16 protein-coding genes and 3 pseudogenes are annotated in these 14,302 nt (G+C 62.7%); 8 read left to right on the forward strand and 11 right to left on the reverse strand.

The genetic code is table 11. The features are described from left to right. Positions 1 to 78 precede the first annotated feature (78 nt). From ligD to ACVJ5M_RS47860, 3 genes are read right to left on the reverse strand one after another with little or no spacing between them, the layout of a single operon-like run. The gene (gene ligD / locus ACVJ5M_RS47850; RefSeq protein WP_162479118.1) at positions 79 to 1,026 is read right to left on the reverse strand and encodes a non-homologous end-joining DNA ligase; all 948 of its coding nucleotides are present in this window, start codon (positions 1,024 to 1,026) and stop codon (positions 79 to 81) included. Then, on the reverse strand, positions 1,026 to 1,274 hold the full coding sequence (locus tag ACVJ5M_RS47855; protein WP_456679821.1) for an alpha-ketoglutarate-dependent dioxygenase AlkB: 249 nt from the start codon (positions 1,272 to 1,274) through the stop codon (positions 1,026 to 1,028). The genes ligD and ACVJ5M_RS47855 overlap by 1 nt, the downstream gene beginning before the upstream one ends. 24 nt (positions 1,275 to 1,298) lie before the next feature. Next, positions 1,299 to 1,613 (reverse strand): hypothetical protein, encoded by a 315-nt coding sequence (locus tag ACVJ5M_RS47860; RefSeq protein ID WP_354100528.1) that lies wholly within the window; start codon positions 1,611 to 1,613, stop codon positions 1,299 to 1,301. A 1,887-nt stretch (positions 1,614 to 3,500) separates the two neighbouring features. Here ACVJ5M_RS47860 and ACVJ5M_RS47865 point away from each other — a divergent pair. Both ACVJ5M_RS47865 and ACVJ5M_RS47870 read left to right on the forward strand, forming a co-directional pair. Beyond that, positions 3,501 to 3,641, forward strand: a pseudogene (locus ACVJ5M_RS47865) (DUF6538 domain-containing protein); the annotation flags it as partial. Between the two features lie 54 nt (positions 3,642 to 3,695). Then, positions 3,696 to 3,932, forward strand: coding sequence for a hypothetical protein (locus ACVJ5M_RS47870; protein ID WP_354100545.1), 237 nt, complete (start codon positions 3,696 to 3,698; stop codon positions 3,930 to 3,932). A gap of 14 nt (positions 3,933 to 3,946) precedes the next feature. Here ACVJ5M_RS47870 and ACVJ5M_RS47875 read toward each other — a convergent pair whose 3' ends face one another. Next, complete coding sequence (locus ACVJ5M_RS47875; protein WP_212479338.1) at positions 3,947 to 4,114, reverse strand: hypothetical protein; 168 nt, start codon at positions 4,112 to 4,114, stop codon at positions 3,947 to 3,949. A gap of 166 nt (positions 4,115 to 4,280) precedes the next feature. Next, on the reverse strand, positions 4,281 to 4,463 hold the full coding sequence (locus ACVJ5M_RS47880; protein WP_144030591.1) for a hypothetical protein: 183 nt from the start codon (positions 4,461 to 4,463) through the stop codon (positions 4,281 to 4,283). A gap of 151 nt (positions 4,464 to 4,614) precedes the next feature. On the opposite strand from ACVJ5M_RS47880, the gene ACVJ5M_RS47885 reads away from it, so the two are divergent. Next, positions 4,615 to 4,836: a hypothetical protein gene (locus tag ACVJ5M_RS47885; RefSeq protein ID WP_341850589.1), complete on the forward strand. Its 222-nt coding sequence runs from the start codon at positions 4,615 to 4,617 to the stop codon at positions 4,834 to 4,836. 482 nt (positions 4,837 to 5,318) lie between these two features. On the opposite strand, the gene ACVJ5M_RS47890 is transcribed toward ACVJ5M_RS47885, so the two are convergent. From ACVJ5M_RS47890 to ACVJ5M_RS47905, 4 genes and pseudogenes are all read right to left on the reverse strand, one after another. Continuing rightward, the gene (locus ACVJ5M_RS47890) at positions 5,319 to 5,696 is read right to left on the reverse strand and encodes a response regulator (protein WP_085398616.1); all 378 of its coding nucleotides are present in this window, start codon (positions 5,694 to 5,696) and stop codon (positions 5,319 to 5,321) included. 77 nt (positions 5,697 to 5,773) lie between these two features. Further along, positions 5,774 to 6,136, reverse strand: a complete 363-nt coding sequence (locus ACVJ5M_RS47895; RefSeq protein ID WP_085398621.1) for a PRC-barrel domain-containing protein — start codon at positions 6,134 to 6,136, stop codon at positions 5,774 to 5,776. 217 nt (positions 6,137 to 6,353) lie between these two features. Then, positions 6,354 to 6,578, reverse strand: coding sequence for a hypothetical protein (locus ACVJ5M_RS47900; RefSeq protein WP_212479737.1), 225 nt, complete (start codon positions 6,576 to 6,578; stop codon positions 6,354 to 6,356). Positions 6,579 to 6,864: 286 nt separating this feature from the next. Beyond that, positions 6,865 to 9,075 (reverse strand): annotated as a pseudogene (locus tag ACVJ5M_RS47905) (ATP-binding protein). A 525-nt stretch (positions 9,076 to 9,600) separates the two neighbouring features. On the opposite strand from ACVJ5M_RS47905, the gene ACVJ5M_RS47910 reads away from it, so the two are divergent. Further along, positions 9,601 to 9,861, forward strand: coding sequence for a PAS domain-containing protein (locus ACVJ5M_RS47910; protein WP_231145702.1), 261 nt, complete (start codon positions 9,601 to 9,603; stop codon positions 9,859 to 9,861). Beyond that, positions 9,830 to 9,955 (forward strand): annotated as a pseudogene (locus ACVJ5M_RS47915) (SOS response-associated peptidase); the annotation flags it as partial. The gene ACVJ5M_RS47910 and the pseudogene ACVJ5M_RS47915, both read left to right, overlap by 32 nt. An 85-nt stretch (positions 9,956 to 10,040) precedes the next feature. On the opposite strand, the gene ACVJ5M_RS47920 reads toward ACVJ5M_RS47915, so the two are convergent. Together ACVJ5M_RS47920 and ACVJ5M_RS47925 are read right to left on the reverse strand one after the other, a co-directional pair. Beyond that, entirely contained in the window at positions 10,041 to 10,601 is a 561-nt protein-coding gene (locus ACVJ5M_RS47920; RefSeq protein ID WP_283808539.1) for an SDR family oxidoreductase, read from the reverse strand. Positions 10,602 to 11,134: 533 nt separating this feature from the next. Next, complete coding sequence (locus tag ACVJ5M_RS47925; RefSeq protein WP_144030593.1) at positions 11,135 to 11,410, reverse strand: hypothetical protein; 276 nt, start codon at positions 11,408 to 11,410, stop codon at positions 11,135 to 11,137. Positions 11,411 to 11,492: 82 nt separating this feature from the next. Between ACVJ5M_RS47925 and ACVJ5M_RS47930 the strand changes: the two genes are divergently transcribed. From ACVJ5M_RS47930 to ACVJ5M_RS47940, 3 genes are all read left to right on the forward strand, one after another. Continuing rightward, entirely contained in the window at positions 11,493 to 12,137 is a 645-nt protein-coding gene (locus tag ACVJ5M_RS47930; protein ID WP_085398619.1) for an LLM class flavin-dependent oxidoreductase, read from the forward strand. A gap of 85 nt (positions 12,138 to 12,222) precedes the next feature. Beyond that, positions 12,223 to 12,426, forward strand: a complete 204-nt coding sequence (locus tag ACVJ5M_RS47935) for a hypothetical protein (RefSeq protein WP_201266103.1) — start codon at positions 12,223 to 12,225, stop codon at positions 12,424 to 12,426. 227 nt (positions 12,427 to 12,653) lie between these two features. Then, a complete protein-coding gene (locus tag ACVJ5M_RS47940) occupies positions 12,654 to 14,273 on the forward strand; it encodes a DHA2 family efflux MFS transporter permease subunit (protein WP_085398142.1) in 1,620 nt (539 codons plus the stop codon). Positions 14,274 to 14,302 lie beyond the last annotated feature (29 nt).

Here is a 14,302-nt window from a genome sequence, read left to right on the forward strand (position 1 = left end):
CGCGAAGGTGCTCGTTCCTATTCATTGGACTTAACGAGACCAGGGTGCTCACCGGTCAAACCGGGCTGATATGCCGCGTCACCCGCGCGGCTTCTCGCGCTCCATGACGACGTCCTTTGCCTGCTTGTCTTTTCTCAGGCCGAGATAAACGGGGTGCCGCATTTCGCCTGAGCTTGTCCACTCGGTAAATTTCACTTCGGCGACGAGTTGCGGTTTGACCCAGGTAGTGACTGCTTCGTCCTTCACCTTTTTTCCGAAGGGAGATTTGGCGGCCGTGAGCCTGATCATCTTTTTGTGGAGCTCTTCGAGTGTTTCATGACTGAAGCCCGTCCCGACATGACCGATATAGCGCCAGCCGTTGCCGTCCCGCAGCGCGAGTGTCAGCGCCCCGAAAAAAGGTCTTGTCCTCCGCGGCGCTGTAAATCCCACGATCACCACTTCCTGGCGTTTCGAGGTCTTGATCTTCAGCCAGTCGCCGGTTCGCGCGCCTGACAGGTACTTGCTGTCGGCGCGTTTCGCCATGATGCCTTCAAGACCTTTGCGCTCCGCCTCCTCGAAGAATTTCATGCCGAAGGTCTTCCGATCGCGGCTGAACCCGATCAGCCTGTGCTTCGGCAGGATAACCTTGAGGCGCTTCTTCCGCTCCGTGAGCGGCAGGCCACGAAGGTCTTCTCCATCCTGAAACATCAGGTCGAAGGCAAAGTACTGCAGCTTTGCTTCATGGCGCAGCGCATTCTGCAGGAGCTGGAAATGCGATACGCCGTCCTTGCCGATCGCCACGAGTTCTCCGTCGATGACGGCATCGCCTTTTATACCTTCGAGCGCCTCTGCGACTTCGATATAGCTATGGCTGATGATCTTGCCGTTGCGGCTGTAGAGAGTAACCTTGCCGCCGTCGATCTTTGCGACCATGCGGAAGCCGTCATACTTGTCCTCGAATATCCAGCCCTTATCATCGAACGGCGCGTCGGTCAGTGTCGCGAGCATGGGCTGGAGCCGTTTCGGCAATGTGGATACGCGTGCCACTAGGATTCACCTTCTTCGATCACGTTACGAAACGTGACCGAGTAGCGCAGGCTTTCGACACCGGGAATGCTGTGCTGCCATTCGGTACGCGACGGACCGCGGAGAAGGTAGACGGAGCGCGGCTCGGCAACGAGAGTGTTCCTCTCGAATGACTTTGCCGTTCGCCTGCGCAGCCTGAAGGTGCAGGACGACAACAGGGAAATGCCGGCAACATCGCCAAAGACGGAGCGATCCTTATGCCAGCCGATCCCGGCGCCCGGGCGCGTACTCGGTCACGAGAACCTGCTGGAGCGGCCGGGCGCAATGCGGGCGAATGCCTCGGCACGGGCCCGAACCGGGGTCAGGAATTCAGGCATGTCATCAGTTCTGGTGAGACCACCGCCATTGAAATCGTAGCGCCAGCCAAAAGAAACGGTACGGCGCTTGCCGGTGAACCCGCGGAATTCAAATTCCTTGAATGGAAGCGTCTCGATATCGGCTAGAAGCGCACGCTCTTCATCAGCAGAGAGAAACTCTGGCTGATACTTCATACCTTCAGGAAGGGGACCGGCTCCAAAGAGATCGAGTGTCGGGTTAGTTGCGGGCACTCGTTTTTTTCCGCGCCTCGGAGGTGACGGGCTCGCGGTCGCCCCGGTCACTCTGCCCCCCATTCACTTTTTTCTTTGCGGTCCGGCGGCGGGCCTGAGAAAGCGACCGGCTGACGCTTCGCTGCTGCCCACCCTTTCGCAATTCGCGTCATGTGCTCTCCCCAGCTTCATTTTCCGGTTTACCAACTTTCCCCAAAGGCTCCCGGTTCCTCATTGTGGCGCGTCCGCTGCTGCGCTGCCGGCCGGGCTCTAGCGCGTTCCTTGGCAGTCCCGCGCCCGGGTCTTCGTCCCGGCCATGCGGTGACGATCCCTCGCGCGTAAACGGGGCTACCGCCCCTTCAGCCGTAAAGGGCAAGCCGCGCGGGGCGCGGTGCGTCGCCGCACCCTTGACTGCTTCCCCTGCTCATTGCCGCGTGGCTAGCCGGGTTGCTGACGGCAACCCTTTCAGGCAGGAACCAAGACCGGGCCGCTCCGTTGGAGCTCACTTTCGAGGACGGCGCCAATGTCAAAGAATGATGAGCTCCGCTATGGGACACCCGGAGAGAACGCGGTTCATATCTGCGTCGACATGCAGAGGATGTTTGCGGAAAGCACGGAATGGAAGATGCCGTGGCTGCCGCGCGTCTTGCCTAATGTCGTTTCGGTCACGGCGGTCCATCCCGAGCGCACGGGAATATCGCGGCTTTTGCCAAGTTTTCCGGCTACCCTCAAGCCGTGAGGGCAGCCTCAAGGCCCCGGCTCATGCTTCAAAGCCGGGGTTCCTTTTTAGACGGCACCGCCTCCGCAATCTTTCTTCTGCCGCGCAAACCGTAGAGCTCGGACCCTGGGAAATTTCCCAAGTGTCCGCCCCAGTCGCTGGGCGCTACATCTTCCGCCCATTGGATCGCTTGGGTGGGACGTCGCGGGATGGAAGAACTGATGGCCCAGCTCGATAAGTTTCGGGCGGAGGCAGAGTATTGCGGCCGATTGGCGAGAACTGCGCCAGACAGGCAGACGCGCGCCCTATTCGAACGGCTTGCCGAACGGCTCCGGGACATGATTTAGGAAATCGAGACGACGATCGCCGCGCGAACCAAGCTGAGTGGTCGCTGGGAATAGTTCGTCCGCAATCTGCTCGCTACGGTTGTCGGAACTCACACCCGCCGGGCAGGGACAAGGCTCGATTGCCGACCGGATCGGCGCCAGGAACATCGCGGCTTTTGCCGAGTTTTCCCGACGCCCAAGCTCGTAAGGGCAAACCTCGAAGGCCCCGGCCCATTCTTAGGCAGCACCGCCTCCGCAACGCAATCTGGATAACACCCGGGTTAAATATCTTCACGACGTGCCGTCGCGCGGTCCCCCATTAATTCACGCTCTCAGAAGGACCCGGCACCGATGCGGTGACCCGCAGGGGACGCCCGTGGTGCGCGTCTGTCCCGTCGTGCATCGAATGACGCGCCCAGCCTCAGACGCATCAGCGCGCGTCCCTGAGAGGGATCAGTACCGGGTCGAAGTGCATCAACGACTAAATACAGCCCGTTGCCATCCGCGTAGCGGCCGGGCGGTTTGGAGTCGATTTGTGAGGGTGAGAGCGGGTCGATTTGGCGGGCCATAGGGCGCTTCCGGTTGGGGGCTTACCCCACCTTTTACCCCACTGGAACAGATTGACGTGCTGAAAATCAGTAACGCTTGCTGAGACAAGAAAAACAGTTAACCATTGAAACAAAAGGACTTTCTGCAATTTCATGATTTTCGGTGAAACAGCATGAAACAGGTATCTGGCGGAGAGGGAGGGACTCTCTCCCTTAGCGGCCCGGAGACGCCTTGTTTACAAGTTTATCCTTCGATTTCAGGGGTTCTTGAACGGCCGGTGCTACACCGAGGTGCTCCACCATGCCGACGCTCAAGATGCCGACCCCGCGAAAACGCCCGACCTCCGACTTCTACTGGATCCGGAAGAAAGTACCGCTCGCGCTGCGCCGTCTGGTCGGCAAGACCGAGGTTTGGGCTAGCCTCGGAACCAAAGACGAACGGAAGGCGCTCATCAAGATCGGCGCGGTTACGCGCGCGGCCGGCTTGCGCGCAAATGCAAGGACGAGACCGATGTCTGAAGTGACCTACTATGTTCGCTTTGCCGTTCGTCCCTTCGCACCGGGCGAGGCGACGGAATGCTTCAGCGCCAACGCCGCTGTGATGCGGGCAGAGGCGCTTTCGCGCAAGCCGGGGCATGTAGGCGCCATCGCGTTCAGGCGCACCGGAGATCCGGCGATCGGAGAATTCGGCGACGCCAAGCTGCTCCGGAAGTTCGGCGAGGCGCCGGACGATCTGAGCGCGCTCTGACGGGCGACTTCGCTTCACTCGTCGCCCGGACCGGGGGCATCTCCCGGCTCTAGCAAGTTCAGCGCGGTCTCGATCTGGGCGAGCAATGCCTGGATTTCCTCCCGCTCGTTGGGCCCAGGATCGCTCTCCAGTCGCTCCAGGAGCGCCTGCTTCCGCGCGAGCAGCTTTGCGACCGTCGACATCGCGCCTCCCGATGCTTGGCATCTACAAACGAGTGGTGCGCCCGCGACGATCCTGCCAGTGCTGTGGCCGGCTACGGATCGCCCACCGCAGGCTGGATGGCCACAGACCCTGAATGGAAGACGGATGGACAACCGGCCTCGGCGCCAAGGCCGGATTCTTGGGAAGCTACTTGTCCGGCGGGCGCAGCGGGCTGTCCGCCCATTTTTGGGCGGCGGGGTTGTGCAGCGGATCCTCCTCGCAGGCGGGGCAGACGTATCGCTCGCCGCCCCGGTCCGTCGGCTCGGAGACAAGCTTCATCGCTCTCCCGCAGTGCGGACACCGCTTCCTGATCAGGTGCAGCTCGGACATCTGGATTTCCCCACCGCGACCACCTTAGTGCCGCAGCGAGCGCTCGCTCAAGGGAAATCGCGGAGCCGCCGCAGCGAACGACGCCGCTTGACGCTGCCGCCGCCGATGTCATCAACTTCTTCCGTCGGTAGGGTTGGTGGAGTGACGCGTCATGGCGCTGGAGCAGGAATTCTACCGGGCGATGGCCCATCGCGTGCGCGAACTGGCCGGAAGGGCCGACCCCTTCATCAGGCGGCGACTGCTGGCGCTGGCGGAGCGATACGAAGCCAAGGGCGGCAAGCCTTCTCCGCTGTCCCGGTCCGCCGAGCGTCCGTTGCCGCCGCTGCGCATCGTCCCGCCGGCCACGGCCATACCCGTGTCTGGCGAGGCCTGAGGGACCTCCTCGTTCTTGGCGGCTGGAGCGCGCCTCTCACTTGGCCCGACGGCGGCCTTGACGCCGTCCGTCATCGTCGACACGGGCAGCCCCCTTCGTGAACCAAGCAATCGCTCTTGCCGTTGTGCCGCATCCGGGCGCCTTCGACTGCATGCGCCGAGAGACAATCATGGGGACCGAATTCACGCCAGCATCTCGATTCAGGCGGCGCCTGGGACCGGACCTACCTTGAGTCCCTGATCCGCGAGGATTTCGAGCGATGCCATCCCGGCGAAACGCTGGAGGATCTCAAGCGCCGCGCGTCTTTTCGAAGGAGGACAAAGGCCTGCTGCGGGACTGGATGGCGGTAGCGGAGGCTTGCGCTGCGGCCGCATGCAAGGCCAAGGCATCGCCGGCGCGCTCGACCATCCGCTGATCCGCCGCCCACCATTGCGGGCTTGATCGAAGGATCGGAGTCTCACAACGATCCCGGTTCGACCCGGCTAGGCTCGGGTATCCAGTAGCTGCGAGACAGCGGCAGCCAATTGCGCCGGCGCAAAGGGCTTCTCGATCAGGAGGCTGCCATCGACGCCTTGCGATTTCCAGTCTGGCGCGCTGGCGCTCGTCATGTAGACCACGGGAAAGCCAGGCGTGATTTCCCTTATCTGCCGCGCCAGCTCCCATCCGCTGATGCCATCACCCAGGTTGACGTCAGTCAGCAGCGCCCGACACCCTTCGCGGCCGTCGCGAAAGGTCGACAGGGCCGCCTCTCCCGTATGGACCGAGCAGGCCTCGAAACCGCCGCCGGACAAGACGTCCTCGACGAAGCTGCAAATCAGCGCTTCATCCTCCACGACCAGAACACGAACGGCATTACTCACTTTTCAGGTCTCCTCGGCGACCGATGCGGTCGTCTCGCGTGGCGGCGGGCGCGTCGGCCCGCGGGTGCTGTGCGGCCTCAAGCCACCGGCACACCGTAGTAGGCGTTCACGGAGCGCGTGGTCGCCGGGTCGCTCCAGTTCCAACTGCTCTCGTCGGCGTATTTGGGAGCGCCGCGGAGCTGGTCCTGGGCGATGCCGGTGACATAACCGCCGAGGTTGGTGTCGTATTTCAGCGCCTGCCAGGGCAGCGGATAATGATCATCGCCGATGCCGAGCAGGCCGCCGAAGCTGAGCACGGCGTACGACACCTTTCCGCCGACCTTGTCGATCATGACGCGCTCGATGTAGCCGACCTTTTCTCCGTCGGCCCCGTACACGTTCGTGCCCTCGACCTTGTCGCTCCCGATCAGGCTGAAGGTCTCGCGATCTTCCATGGCCATGTTGACCTCCCTCTGTTGTTCTGGAGTCAACGGGACGACGACGGCTCCGTTCCTGGCGGACGCCTCGGCGGCGGCGTTCACGCCGTCGGCAGCGACCGCCAGATGGAGCGGCTGGTGGAGCTGGGTCTCGTGGAAACACACATCGGCAGATCCAGCAGCAAGGCCTGGCCGGATGAAAGCGGTGTCCAAAGGTGTCGATGAGGGCCGGGATCGGTAGTCAGGCTTTTAGATCGAACTGGATGCGCAGCCTGTCGGCTATTGCTTCGATCATCTCGCAACGATCCGCGTCCCGCTGCGGCCCGTCCCTCATGATCTCGACTTTCCAGGAATCTTCGTGCGGCACGACCGAGATCGCCAGGTCCGTCGGCCAGTCGCTGATGTCTTCCATCTCCAGCCTGATGGCAGACTCCAGTTCCTCGCGGGTTTTCGCCGGCTTCTTCAAGCTGGTTCTCTCACCGCGCGGAACGGGACCACCGCCTTTGGCTATCCGCGCGAGCGCATGTTATTGAACAGCGGGCATTACGCCTTTGGCTATCCGCTACAGGCGCCGTACTCTCAAACGGCGGGCGGTGGTCCAACGAGTCAAAGGCTTTGCCGGGAAATTGTTCCGACCGGCCGGTTACGGATGGCGGGTTCCGGTGGCGACGTCGCTGATGTCGCGGCAAGGGCACACCGGTCCCCAGAACAACTTGGCCTTCCAAATGGGACCAAATGGCTCTCAACTCGCCCTATTCTTCGACCTGGTCCAGCACGTCGCGGACCTTGGCGGCCAACTCGTTGAAGCTGAAGGGCTTGACGATCAGCTGCACGCCTTTGTCGAGGCGACCGTGATGGATGATCGAGTTGCGGGCGTATCCGGTGGTGAACAGAACCTTCAAGGAAGGCCGAACGGCTCTGGCCTGAGCTGCGAGCTGTGCGCCAGTCATGCCGCCCGGCAGGACCACGTCCGTAAACAGTAGGTCTACTCGGGGCTGGCGATCCAGCGCCCGCAGTGCCGCCGGTCCGTCGTGGGCCTCAAGCACACGGTAGCCGAGCTCGCGCAGGCTTTCGACCGAGTAGGCTCTGACTTCCTCGTCGTCCTCGACGACCAGAACGGTCTCTTCCTGGCCGGCCTCCGGATTGAGCATCTCTTCAGGTGCGGCGTCATGCGATGCCTCACCTGCCAGCCGGGGAAGATAGATCTTGACCGTGGTACCCTGCCCGACCTCCGAATAGATCTTCACGTGCCCGCCCGACTGCTTGACGAAGCCATAGACCTGGCTCAGTCCGAGTCCCATGCCCTTGCCTACGGGTTTCGTCGTGAAGAAGGGCTCGAACGCCTGCGCCACGGTCTGCGGGTCCATGCCGACGCCCGCGTCGCTGACCGAGATCACGACGTATTGCCCGGCCACCACCTCGCTGTGGGCAGCCACGTAGGCCTCGTCGATGTGGGCGTTCCCGGTCTCGAGCGTCAGCCTTCCCCCGTTCGGCATCGCATCCCGAGCGTTGACGGCGAGATTGAGGATGGCGGCCTCGAGCTCGTTCGGATCGGCCTCCACCCGCCACAGACCGGCGCCGAGGACCGTCTCCACCGCGATGGTCTCGCCGAGAGTGCGATGGATCATTTCGGAAAGGCCGTTGACCAGAACGTTGACGTCGACCGGTTTGGGATCGAGCGCCTGACGGCGCGAGAACGCCAGCAGGCGCTGAGTGAGCGAGGCGGCCCGCTGCGCGCCGTTCATCGCGTGACGTGCGGCGCGCTGCAGGCGAGGAGACTCGGGGCCAAGATTGCGCTGCAGGGTGTCGAGATTTCCGATGATCACCTGCAGGAGGTTGTTGAAGTCGTGGGCGATGCCTCCCGTCAACTGCCCCACGGCTTCCATCTTCTGGGACTGCCGCAGCGCCTCCTCGTTGCGCTTGAGCTGTTCGGTGCGCTCAAGCACCTGCTTTTCCAGCGTGGCATTTAACTCGACCAGCGCCTCCTGGGCGCGCTTGCGTTCCGCGATCTCGCGCTGGGAGGCCTGCGACAGGCGGACATTGTCGATCCCCACCGCAGCTTCGGCCGCAAGACCCGAGAGGCCCCGCTCCGATCGCTCCGAAAACACGCCCGCCTTGGCATGGCCGAAAAACAATCCTCCGATCACGCCGCCGGTCCGAGAGATCACGGGAACGGCGAGATAGCTGCGCACCGGCAGGTGGCCTTCGGGCATGCCTCGATGCGGCGGGTTGTTGCCGTAACGACGATCTTTGGTGATGTCGTCGGAACGGACGATGCCTTCGCCGTTGAACGTCGGCGCGAATACTCCGGTGTTTCGCGGCATCGGGAATTTCGAGAAGGCCTCCAGCGGAGCGACCGAAAGCGTGTAGAGCATGTAGCTCTTGCCAGCGTCGTTGGTGCGGTTGTAGAAGAACGCTCCGAACTCGGCGCCGCTCAGCTCGACGCCCGCGTCGGTGACGATCTGCACCAGGCGCTCGAGATCGGTCTCGACCGCAAGAGCGGATCCGGCGCGATTGAGCACTTCGAGCGCGTGCCGCTCCTCGCGGATGATGTCCTCGGTCTCCCGCTGGACCGTGCGGTCGCGCAGGATCTTGACGAAGCCGACGATCTCTCCGCCCTCGCGGATGGGGGTCAGTTCGCCGACCGCCCAGAAGCGGCTCCCGTCCTTGCGGAGGCGCCATCCTTCCTCGCCGCCGCCCCTGCCGCGGGCAGCCGCATCGTCGATCTCCTGGCTAAGCCTCGCCTGTCCGTCCCCGTCGGCGAAGATGCGGGCCAGAGACTTGCCGAGCATCTCGGGTTCGCTTCAGCCCAGAATGCGGGCTGCCCCGCTGTTCCAACTGGTGACGATGCCTTCGCCGTCCGTGCTGATGATGGCCGTCTCGGTCGCCCCGTTGACGATCTGGCGCCACTGTGCCGCCGAGATTTGACCCGGTCGGCTCGCAAGGTCGTCGACTTCGATCATAGATGCTCCTGACACCTGCGGATGCAGCGCCCGGACGGACTGACCCGACCGAACCAATGCTCCAGACGAACGCGACCAAAAGGCCGGCGTCAGTTGCTCGACGTGATTTGACGGCCCCCGACGGCGAAAGGAATTACCCTTGGCCAACGCGCCGCGCCAGCGGCGAGTTCCCATGGCGCAGCAGGCGCCGCGGCCGGTAAAAATCGCCTCGGCCGCACGGGGACGGGAACAAACCCCGCTCGGGCGGACATCGGTCCTTTCGGCGCAACCGACGAGCAGGGCACGCGACACGTTCTGGCCGCTCGGACCGAGGCATCGGCGAGGACTAGGCCCGTCGGTCAGCCTGGTCTGCCTCATCGCCCGAGCAGCATGCCAATCGGGCCGGGCGGACGTCTCACTAATCCGGAGGGGACCGAGGCACTTGCATGTGCCATCATTGCCTCTTCCCCGTCGGACCGCGGGGTAAAGGCTGGCCGGGAGACGGTCGGTCCTGCCGGGCCACGAAGCTTGAAGAAAGGGCCGACGATGTCATCCGAGCAACCTGGTCCGGAGCCGTCCGAAACCGCCCAACAGATCAACGATCTGTTCGACTCGGCCGAGCTTTCGAAGGCGATCGAAACGGAGGAATTCAAACGCTTCCTCGACTACATCCCGATCGCCATCGTCGTCTCGAAACATTTCCGCGGCGACCAGCGCATCTGCTACGCGAACAGGGCGCTCGAAACTCTCCTCGGCGCGAGCGCGCAGGACTGCGGAAGTCGAGACCTGGATGACCGCGCCCGCTGACGAGGCGCTGAAGCTGCAGCGCCCGCTTCCGGACGGGACGCTGCGGATCGTCGCCCGCGGCATGAAGGAAGACCCCGCCGGGTCAGCGGCGTGACCGACGAGAAAGACGACAACCAGGCAAGCCGGCCCGCCGCGCCAGCGGAAGGTCCATGTCGTCGCTCAGCAAGCCGACGTGGTGTTCAATGGGCAGTAAACCCGCCGTCCACCGGTAGCGCGACGCCGAGGACGAAGCTGGCGCCGGGACTGCACAGCCAGAGAACGGCGGCTGCGATCTCATCGGATTCGCCAAGCCGTCCGATCGGCTGGTCGCGCATGATTTCTTTCATTGCGTCGGCCTGCTCCGCCAGCATGTCCGAGACTATCGGTGTGTTGATCGTGCCGGGGCAGATCGCGTTGATCCGGATGCCGCGTGGCGCGTACTCCATCGCCGCACTCCGCGTCAGTCCGATGACGCCGTGCTTGGAGGCGTGATAGGCGGCGCGGCTTGGTAATCCGACGAGACCTCCGAGCGACGAGCAATTCACGATGGCTCCTCTTCCCTGCGTCCGCATCTGTTGCAATTCGTGCTTCATACAAGCCCAGACTCCGCGAAGGTTTATTCCGTTCACCCGATCGAAGTTCTCCGCGGTCTCGTCCGCCGCATCGCTCGGCGGCGCCTGGATGCCCGCGTTGTTGAAGGCCATATCGAGCCTCCCGAATTGCGTGGCCCGACGCCAAGATAGCTTAGAGCATCGGCGGATTACCGGCTCGAAATCGGACGCCAACGGCACACCATCTCCTGAACCGGCGTCGACTATGTTGGCTAAGCCGAGCGAGGAATGCTTCGGCGCGGAGCCACGCTCGCGCAGCCTGCGCCATCTGCCACGGTCCGACGGGCATCAGCCGCGCGGAGTCGTCGAAGCCAGTACGCCAGCCTGATCTACAAGGAGCTGCTCGACTTCCGCTCGGGAGCCCTCACCAACGCCGCGATGTCACGGTCAACCTGACGGACCAATCGCCGATCTCGCGGCCTACTACGCCTACGGCGCACCGCAGCGGGGCATCGCGCCCTGCGTGACACGGCAGCCTCGACAAATAAGGCGGGTAAGCTGGAGGGACAATCGGAGGCCACGTGAAGGCGCAACTACGCGCCTCGAGCGAGCGCCGCAAGAAATCAGCCAGCTTATGCGGAACATCGCGCGAGCCATGACGCCCCAGGAGATCAACGAGGCCGCAGCGTACCATCCTTCCTAGCTGCCGGAGGTAGTGAAGGTGAGCGTTTCTCGACAGGCGATTATCTCAGCCACAGCTTGAGGGGAACCGCCTGACGATCAGGACATTTCATGGCGCCCGTATAGGAGTCTGACAGCCGCCCACTGTAGGTGCATTCGACGCCGGCAACCGAGACTGTCGCGTTCAATTGGGATGATGAGGCCGATATCTGAAAACGCATTTCACCAGTCTTTTCTTCCGGACCATCCTGAGTACACACACCGATGTGCTTCATCGTTAATGGCCCGGTGTATTCCTTTGTATGGCCGGATGTGGTTTCCATGACGGTGGCGGTCAACTCCCATTCGCCGAGATAGCCCGAGTATCCAACGACCTGAAGCGATTGATCGACAGCCTGCGTCGCGAGAGCACTATTCCGGATGCTACGCAAGCCGCCCGATGCGCGCGATCGATTCAAATGCGACCTCGACGAGCTTCTGGCGCTGCTCGGTGAGCGGCAGGCGGACGACGCTGCGTACGTCCCTGCGCGAGGTCTCGATGTTCCAGTGTGGCTTCTGGGATCGTCAACATCGTCGGCGGCGCTGGCCGGAACGCTTGGCCTGCCGTTCTCCTACGCGAGCCATATTGCGCCCGATGACCTGCAGGTCGCCTTGCACACCTATCGCAAGAATTTCCGAGCTTCCAAAACCCTGCAGCGCGACTATACGATGGTTTCCGCCTTCATCATTGCTGCGGAGACCGATACTCAAGCCCAGGATCTGCTGGCATCGATCCGGCCGATCCTGATGCAGTGGTTTCGCAAGACAAGCGTGCCATTGGCGACGGACAAGGTCACGACACCCACTGCAGCGGCAACGCCTGAGCAAGACCTGCCCTATGCTATCGTGGGCTCGCCGGAGACGGTGCGATCCGGTATCGAGGCAATGGTGCGAAAGACGCTGGCCGACGAACTGATGGTCGTCACGCTGATCCGCGACCCCGCTGCTGCCCGCCGCTCTTACGAGATCGTTGCCCGCATCTGCAGGAACATCACCCGTGAGCCCGCGAGATCAACCACTGGCTGAGCATGTGGGAGTTCCGAATTCGTCGACATCTCCCACAAAATTCTCGGCAGGCAATTGCTACCTTTTGCTGACGTTTGGAGCTAAAATGAAACCTGGTGTCACCACGGAATTTGAAACGACGGAATTCGCAGGAATAACCGCCAAGATCATCAACCCCTTCCCCAGCCCGTTCACTGTCCTCGACATGACTATCAAGCCTGGTTTCGGCGCGCCTGCTGATATCTCGTCGACCGAAGACAAGCTCTTTATGGTAATCGAGGGGCAACTAAAGTATCTCATCGGCAGATAAGACCGAAATTGTCGGCCCCGGCGCCCGCGTGATAATTCCAAGGGGCGTCATTCACGGCTTCACAAATGTCGGCCACGGCTTCACAAATGTCGGCATCGGTGAAGCCCGGCATATCCTTGTGTCCACGCCACGCCGCCACGAGGAGTTCTTCCTCGATTTGCACAGCATACCGCAACCGCGTAAGGAGCACATGGACCAACTGCCGGCGATCGCCGGACGCGGGTGCGATGACGGACACCACGCAAGACGGCGCATCGGCCGGTGGCTGGTCGCCGGAACGCTCGGCGGCTGGCGGGCACAATCCCTACCTGATCGCCTTCGTGGTCTCGATCGCGACCTTCATGGAGGTGCTCGACACCACCATTGCCAATGTCGCGTTGCGCCACATCGCCGGTGGGCTTGCGGTCGGCATCGACGAGAGCACCTACGTCATCACCAGCTATCTGGTCGCCAACGCCATCGTACTGTCGATCTCGGGCTGGCTGTCGACCGTCATCGGCCGCAAGCGCTTCTACATGATCTGCGTCGCAACCTTCACGATCTCCTCCCTGCTGTGCGGGTTCGCCTGGAATCTGCAATCGCTGGTGCTCTTCCGTATCTTGCAAGGTCTGGGTGGCGGCGGCATGGCCACGAGCGAGCAGGCGATCCTCGCCGACTCCTTCCCGCCGGAGAAGCGCGGACAGGCGTTTGCCATCTACGGCGTCGCTGTGGTCGTCGCGCCGGTGATCGGCCCGACGCTCGGCGGCTGGATCACCGATACCTACAGCTGGCACTGGGTCTTCCTGATCAACGTCCCCATGGGGCTGCTCTCGCTGTTCCTGGTCGGCACGCTGGTCAAAGAGCCGTCGGGCGCGGAGGAGGAGCGGGAGAAGCTGCTGAGCAAGGGTGTGCAGGTCGACTATATCGGCTTCGCACTGGTCGCGATCGGGCTCGGCTCGCTCGAATACGTGCTCGATGAGGGCCAGCGCAACGACTGGTTCGGCTCGAATATGATCATTTTCTTCGCTGTGCTGTCAGCTGTGTCGCTGCTTGCACTGATCCCGTGGGAGCTGACACGCGAAGAGCCTATCATTGATCTCCGCTTGCTCGGCCGGCGGCAATTCGCTGCTTGCTTCCTGGTCATGCTCGGCACCGGTGCGGTGCTGATCTCGACCACACAGATCCTGCCGCAACTGCTCCAGACCGAGCTGAACTACACGGCACTACTGGCCGGTCTTGCGCTATCGCCCGGCGGCATCGCCACCTTGATGCTGATGCCGGTCGTCGGCCGGCTCGTCAGCACGGTGCAGCCGAAATATCTCATCATGTTCGGCGCCACGGTGGTTGCATTCTCGATGTGGCATCTGACCGGGCTGAACGGCGACATTACATATGGCTACGCGGCGCTGGCACGCGTCTTCCTCGCGATTGGGCTTCCATTCCTGTTCCTGCCGGTAACAACCGCGTCTTATGATGGCGTGCCGTCTGACAAGACCAACCAGGCGTCAGCGCTGATCAACGTTGCTCGCAATATCGGCGGCTCCATGGGCGTGGCGCTGGCGCAGACGGTACTGGCGCAGCGCCAGCAATTCCATCAAAGCCGCCTGATCGAGCATGCCGCGCCGTCCGATCTCGGCTATCAGCAGACCATCGACGCGATGACACGCTACTTCCAGGCCCAGGGCTCGAATCCGAGCGACGCGGCCGCGGAGGCGATCGCCTGGGTGGGGAAGACCTTGCAGCAGCAGGTCGACTTCCTCGCCTATATCGACGTGTTCTGGATGCTCGCGATCATTGCCGTGCTGATGATTCCGACTGCTGCCGTGTTGCGCCCGATCGACCTCGGCGCGCCGGCGCGGGGGCATTAGGCCGCGCCATTCTCTGAGGGCCGAGCGCA

It is taken from the genome of Bradyrhizobium sp. S3.7.6 (genome assembly GCF_054061875.1).

Bases quoted from the DNA above. Each gene is read 5' to 3' on its own strand.
- ACVJ5M_RS47870 (WP_354100545.1), top strand. From the start codon at position 3,696: ATGTCTGAAGTGACCTACTATGTTCGCTTTGCCGTTCGTCCCTTCGCA.
- ACVJ5M_RS47875 (WP_212479338.1), bottom strand. From the start codon at position 4,114: ATGTCGACGGTCGCAAAGCTGCTCGCGCGGAAGCAGGCGCTCCTGGAG.
- ACVJ5M_RS47880 (WP_144030591.1), bottom strand. From the start codon at position 4,463: ATGTCCGAGCTGCACCTGATCAGGAAGCGGTGTCCGCACTGCGGGAGA.
- ACVJ5M_RS47885 (WP_341850589.1), top strand. From the start codon at position 4,615: ATGGCGCTGGAGCAGGAATTCTACCGGGCGATGGCCCATCGCGTGCGC.
- ACVJ5M_RS47895 (WP_085398621.1), bottom strand. From the start codon at position 6,136: ATGGCCATGGAAGATCGCGAGACCTTCAGCCTGATCGGGAGCGACAAG.
- ACVJ5M_RS47910 (WP_231145702.1), top strand. From the start codon at position 9,601: ATGTCATCCGAGCAACCTGGTCCGGAGCCGTCCGAAACCGCCCAACAG.
- ACVJ5M_RS47930 (WP_085398619.1), top strand. From the start codon at position 11,493: ATGCTACGCAAGCCGCCCGATGCGCGCGATCGATTCAAATGCGACCTC.
- ACVJ5M_RS47935 (WP_201266103.1), top strand. From the start codon at position 12,223: ATGAAACCTGGTGTCACCACGGAATTTGAAACGACGGAATTCGCAGGA.
- ACVJ5M_RS47940 (WP_085398142.1), top strand. From the start codon at position 12,654: ATGACGGACACCACGCAAGACGGCGCATCGGCCGGTGGCTGGTCGCCG.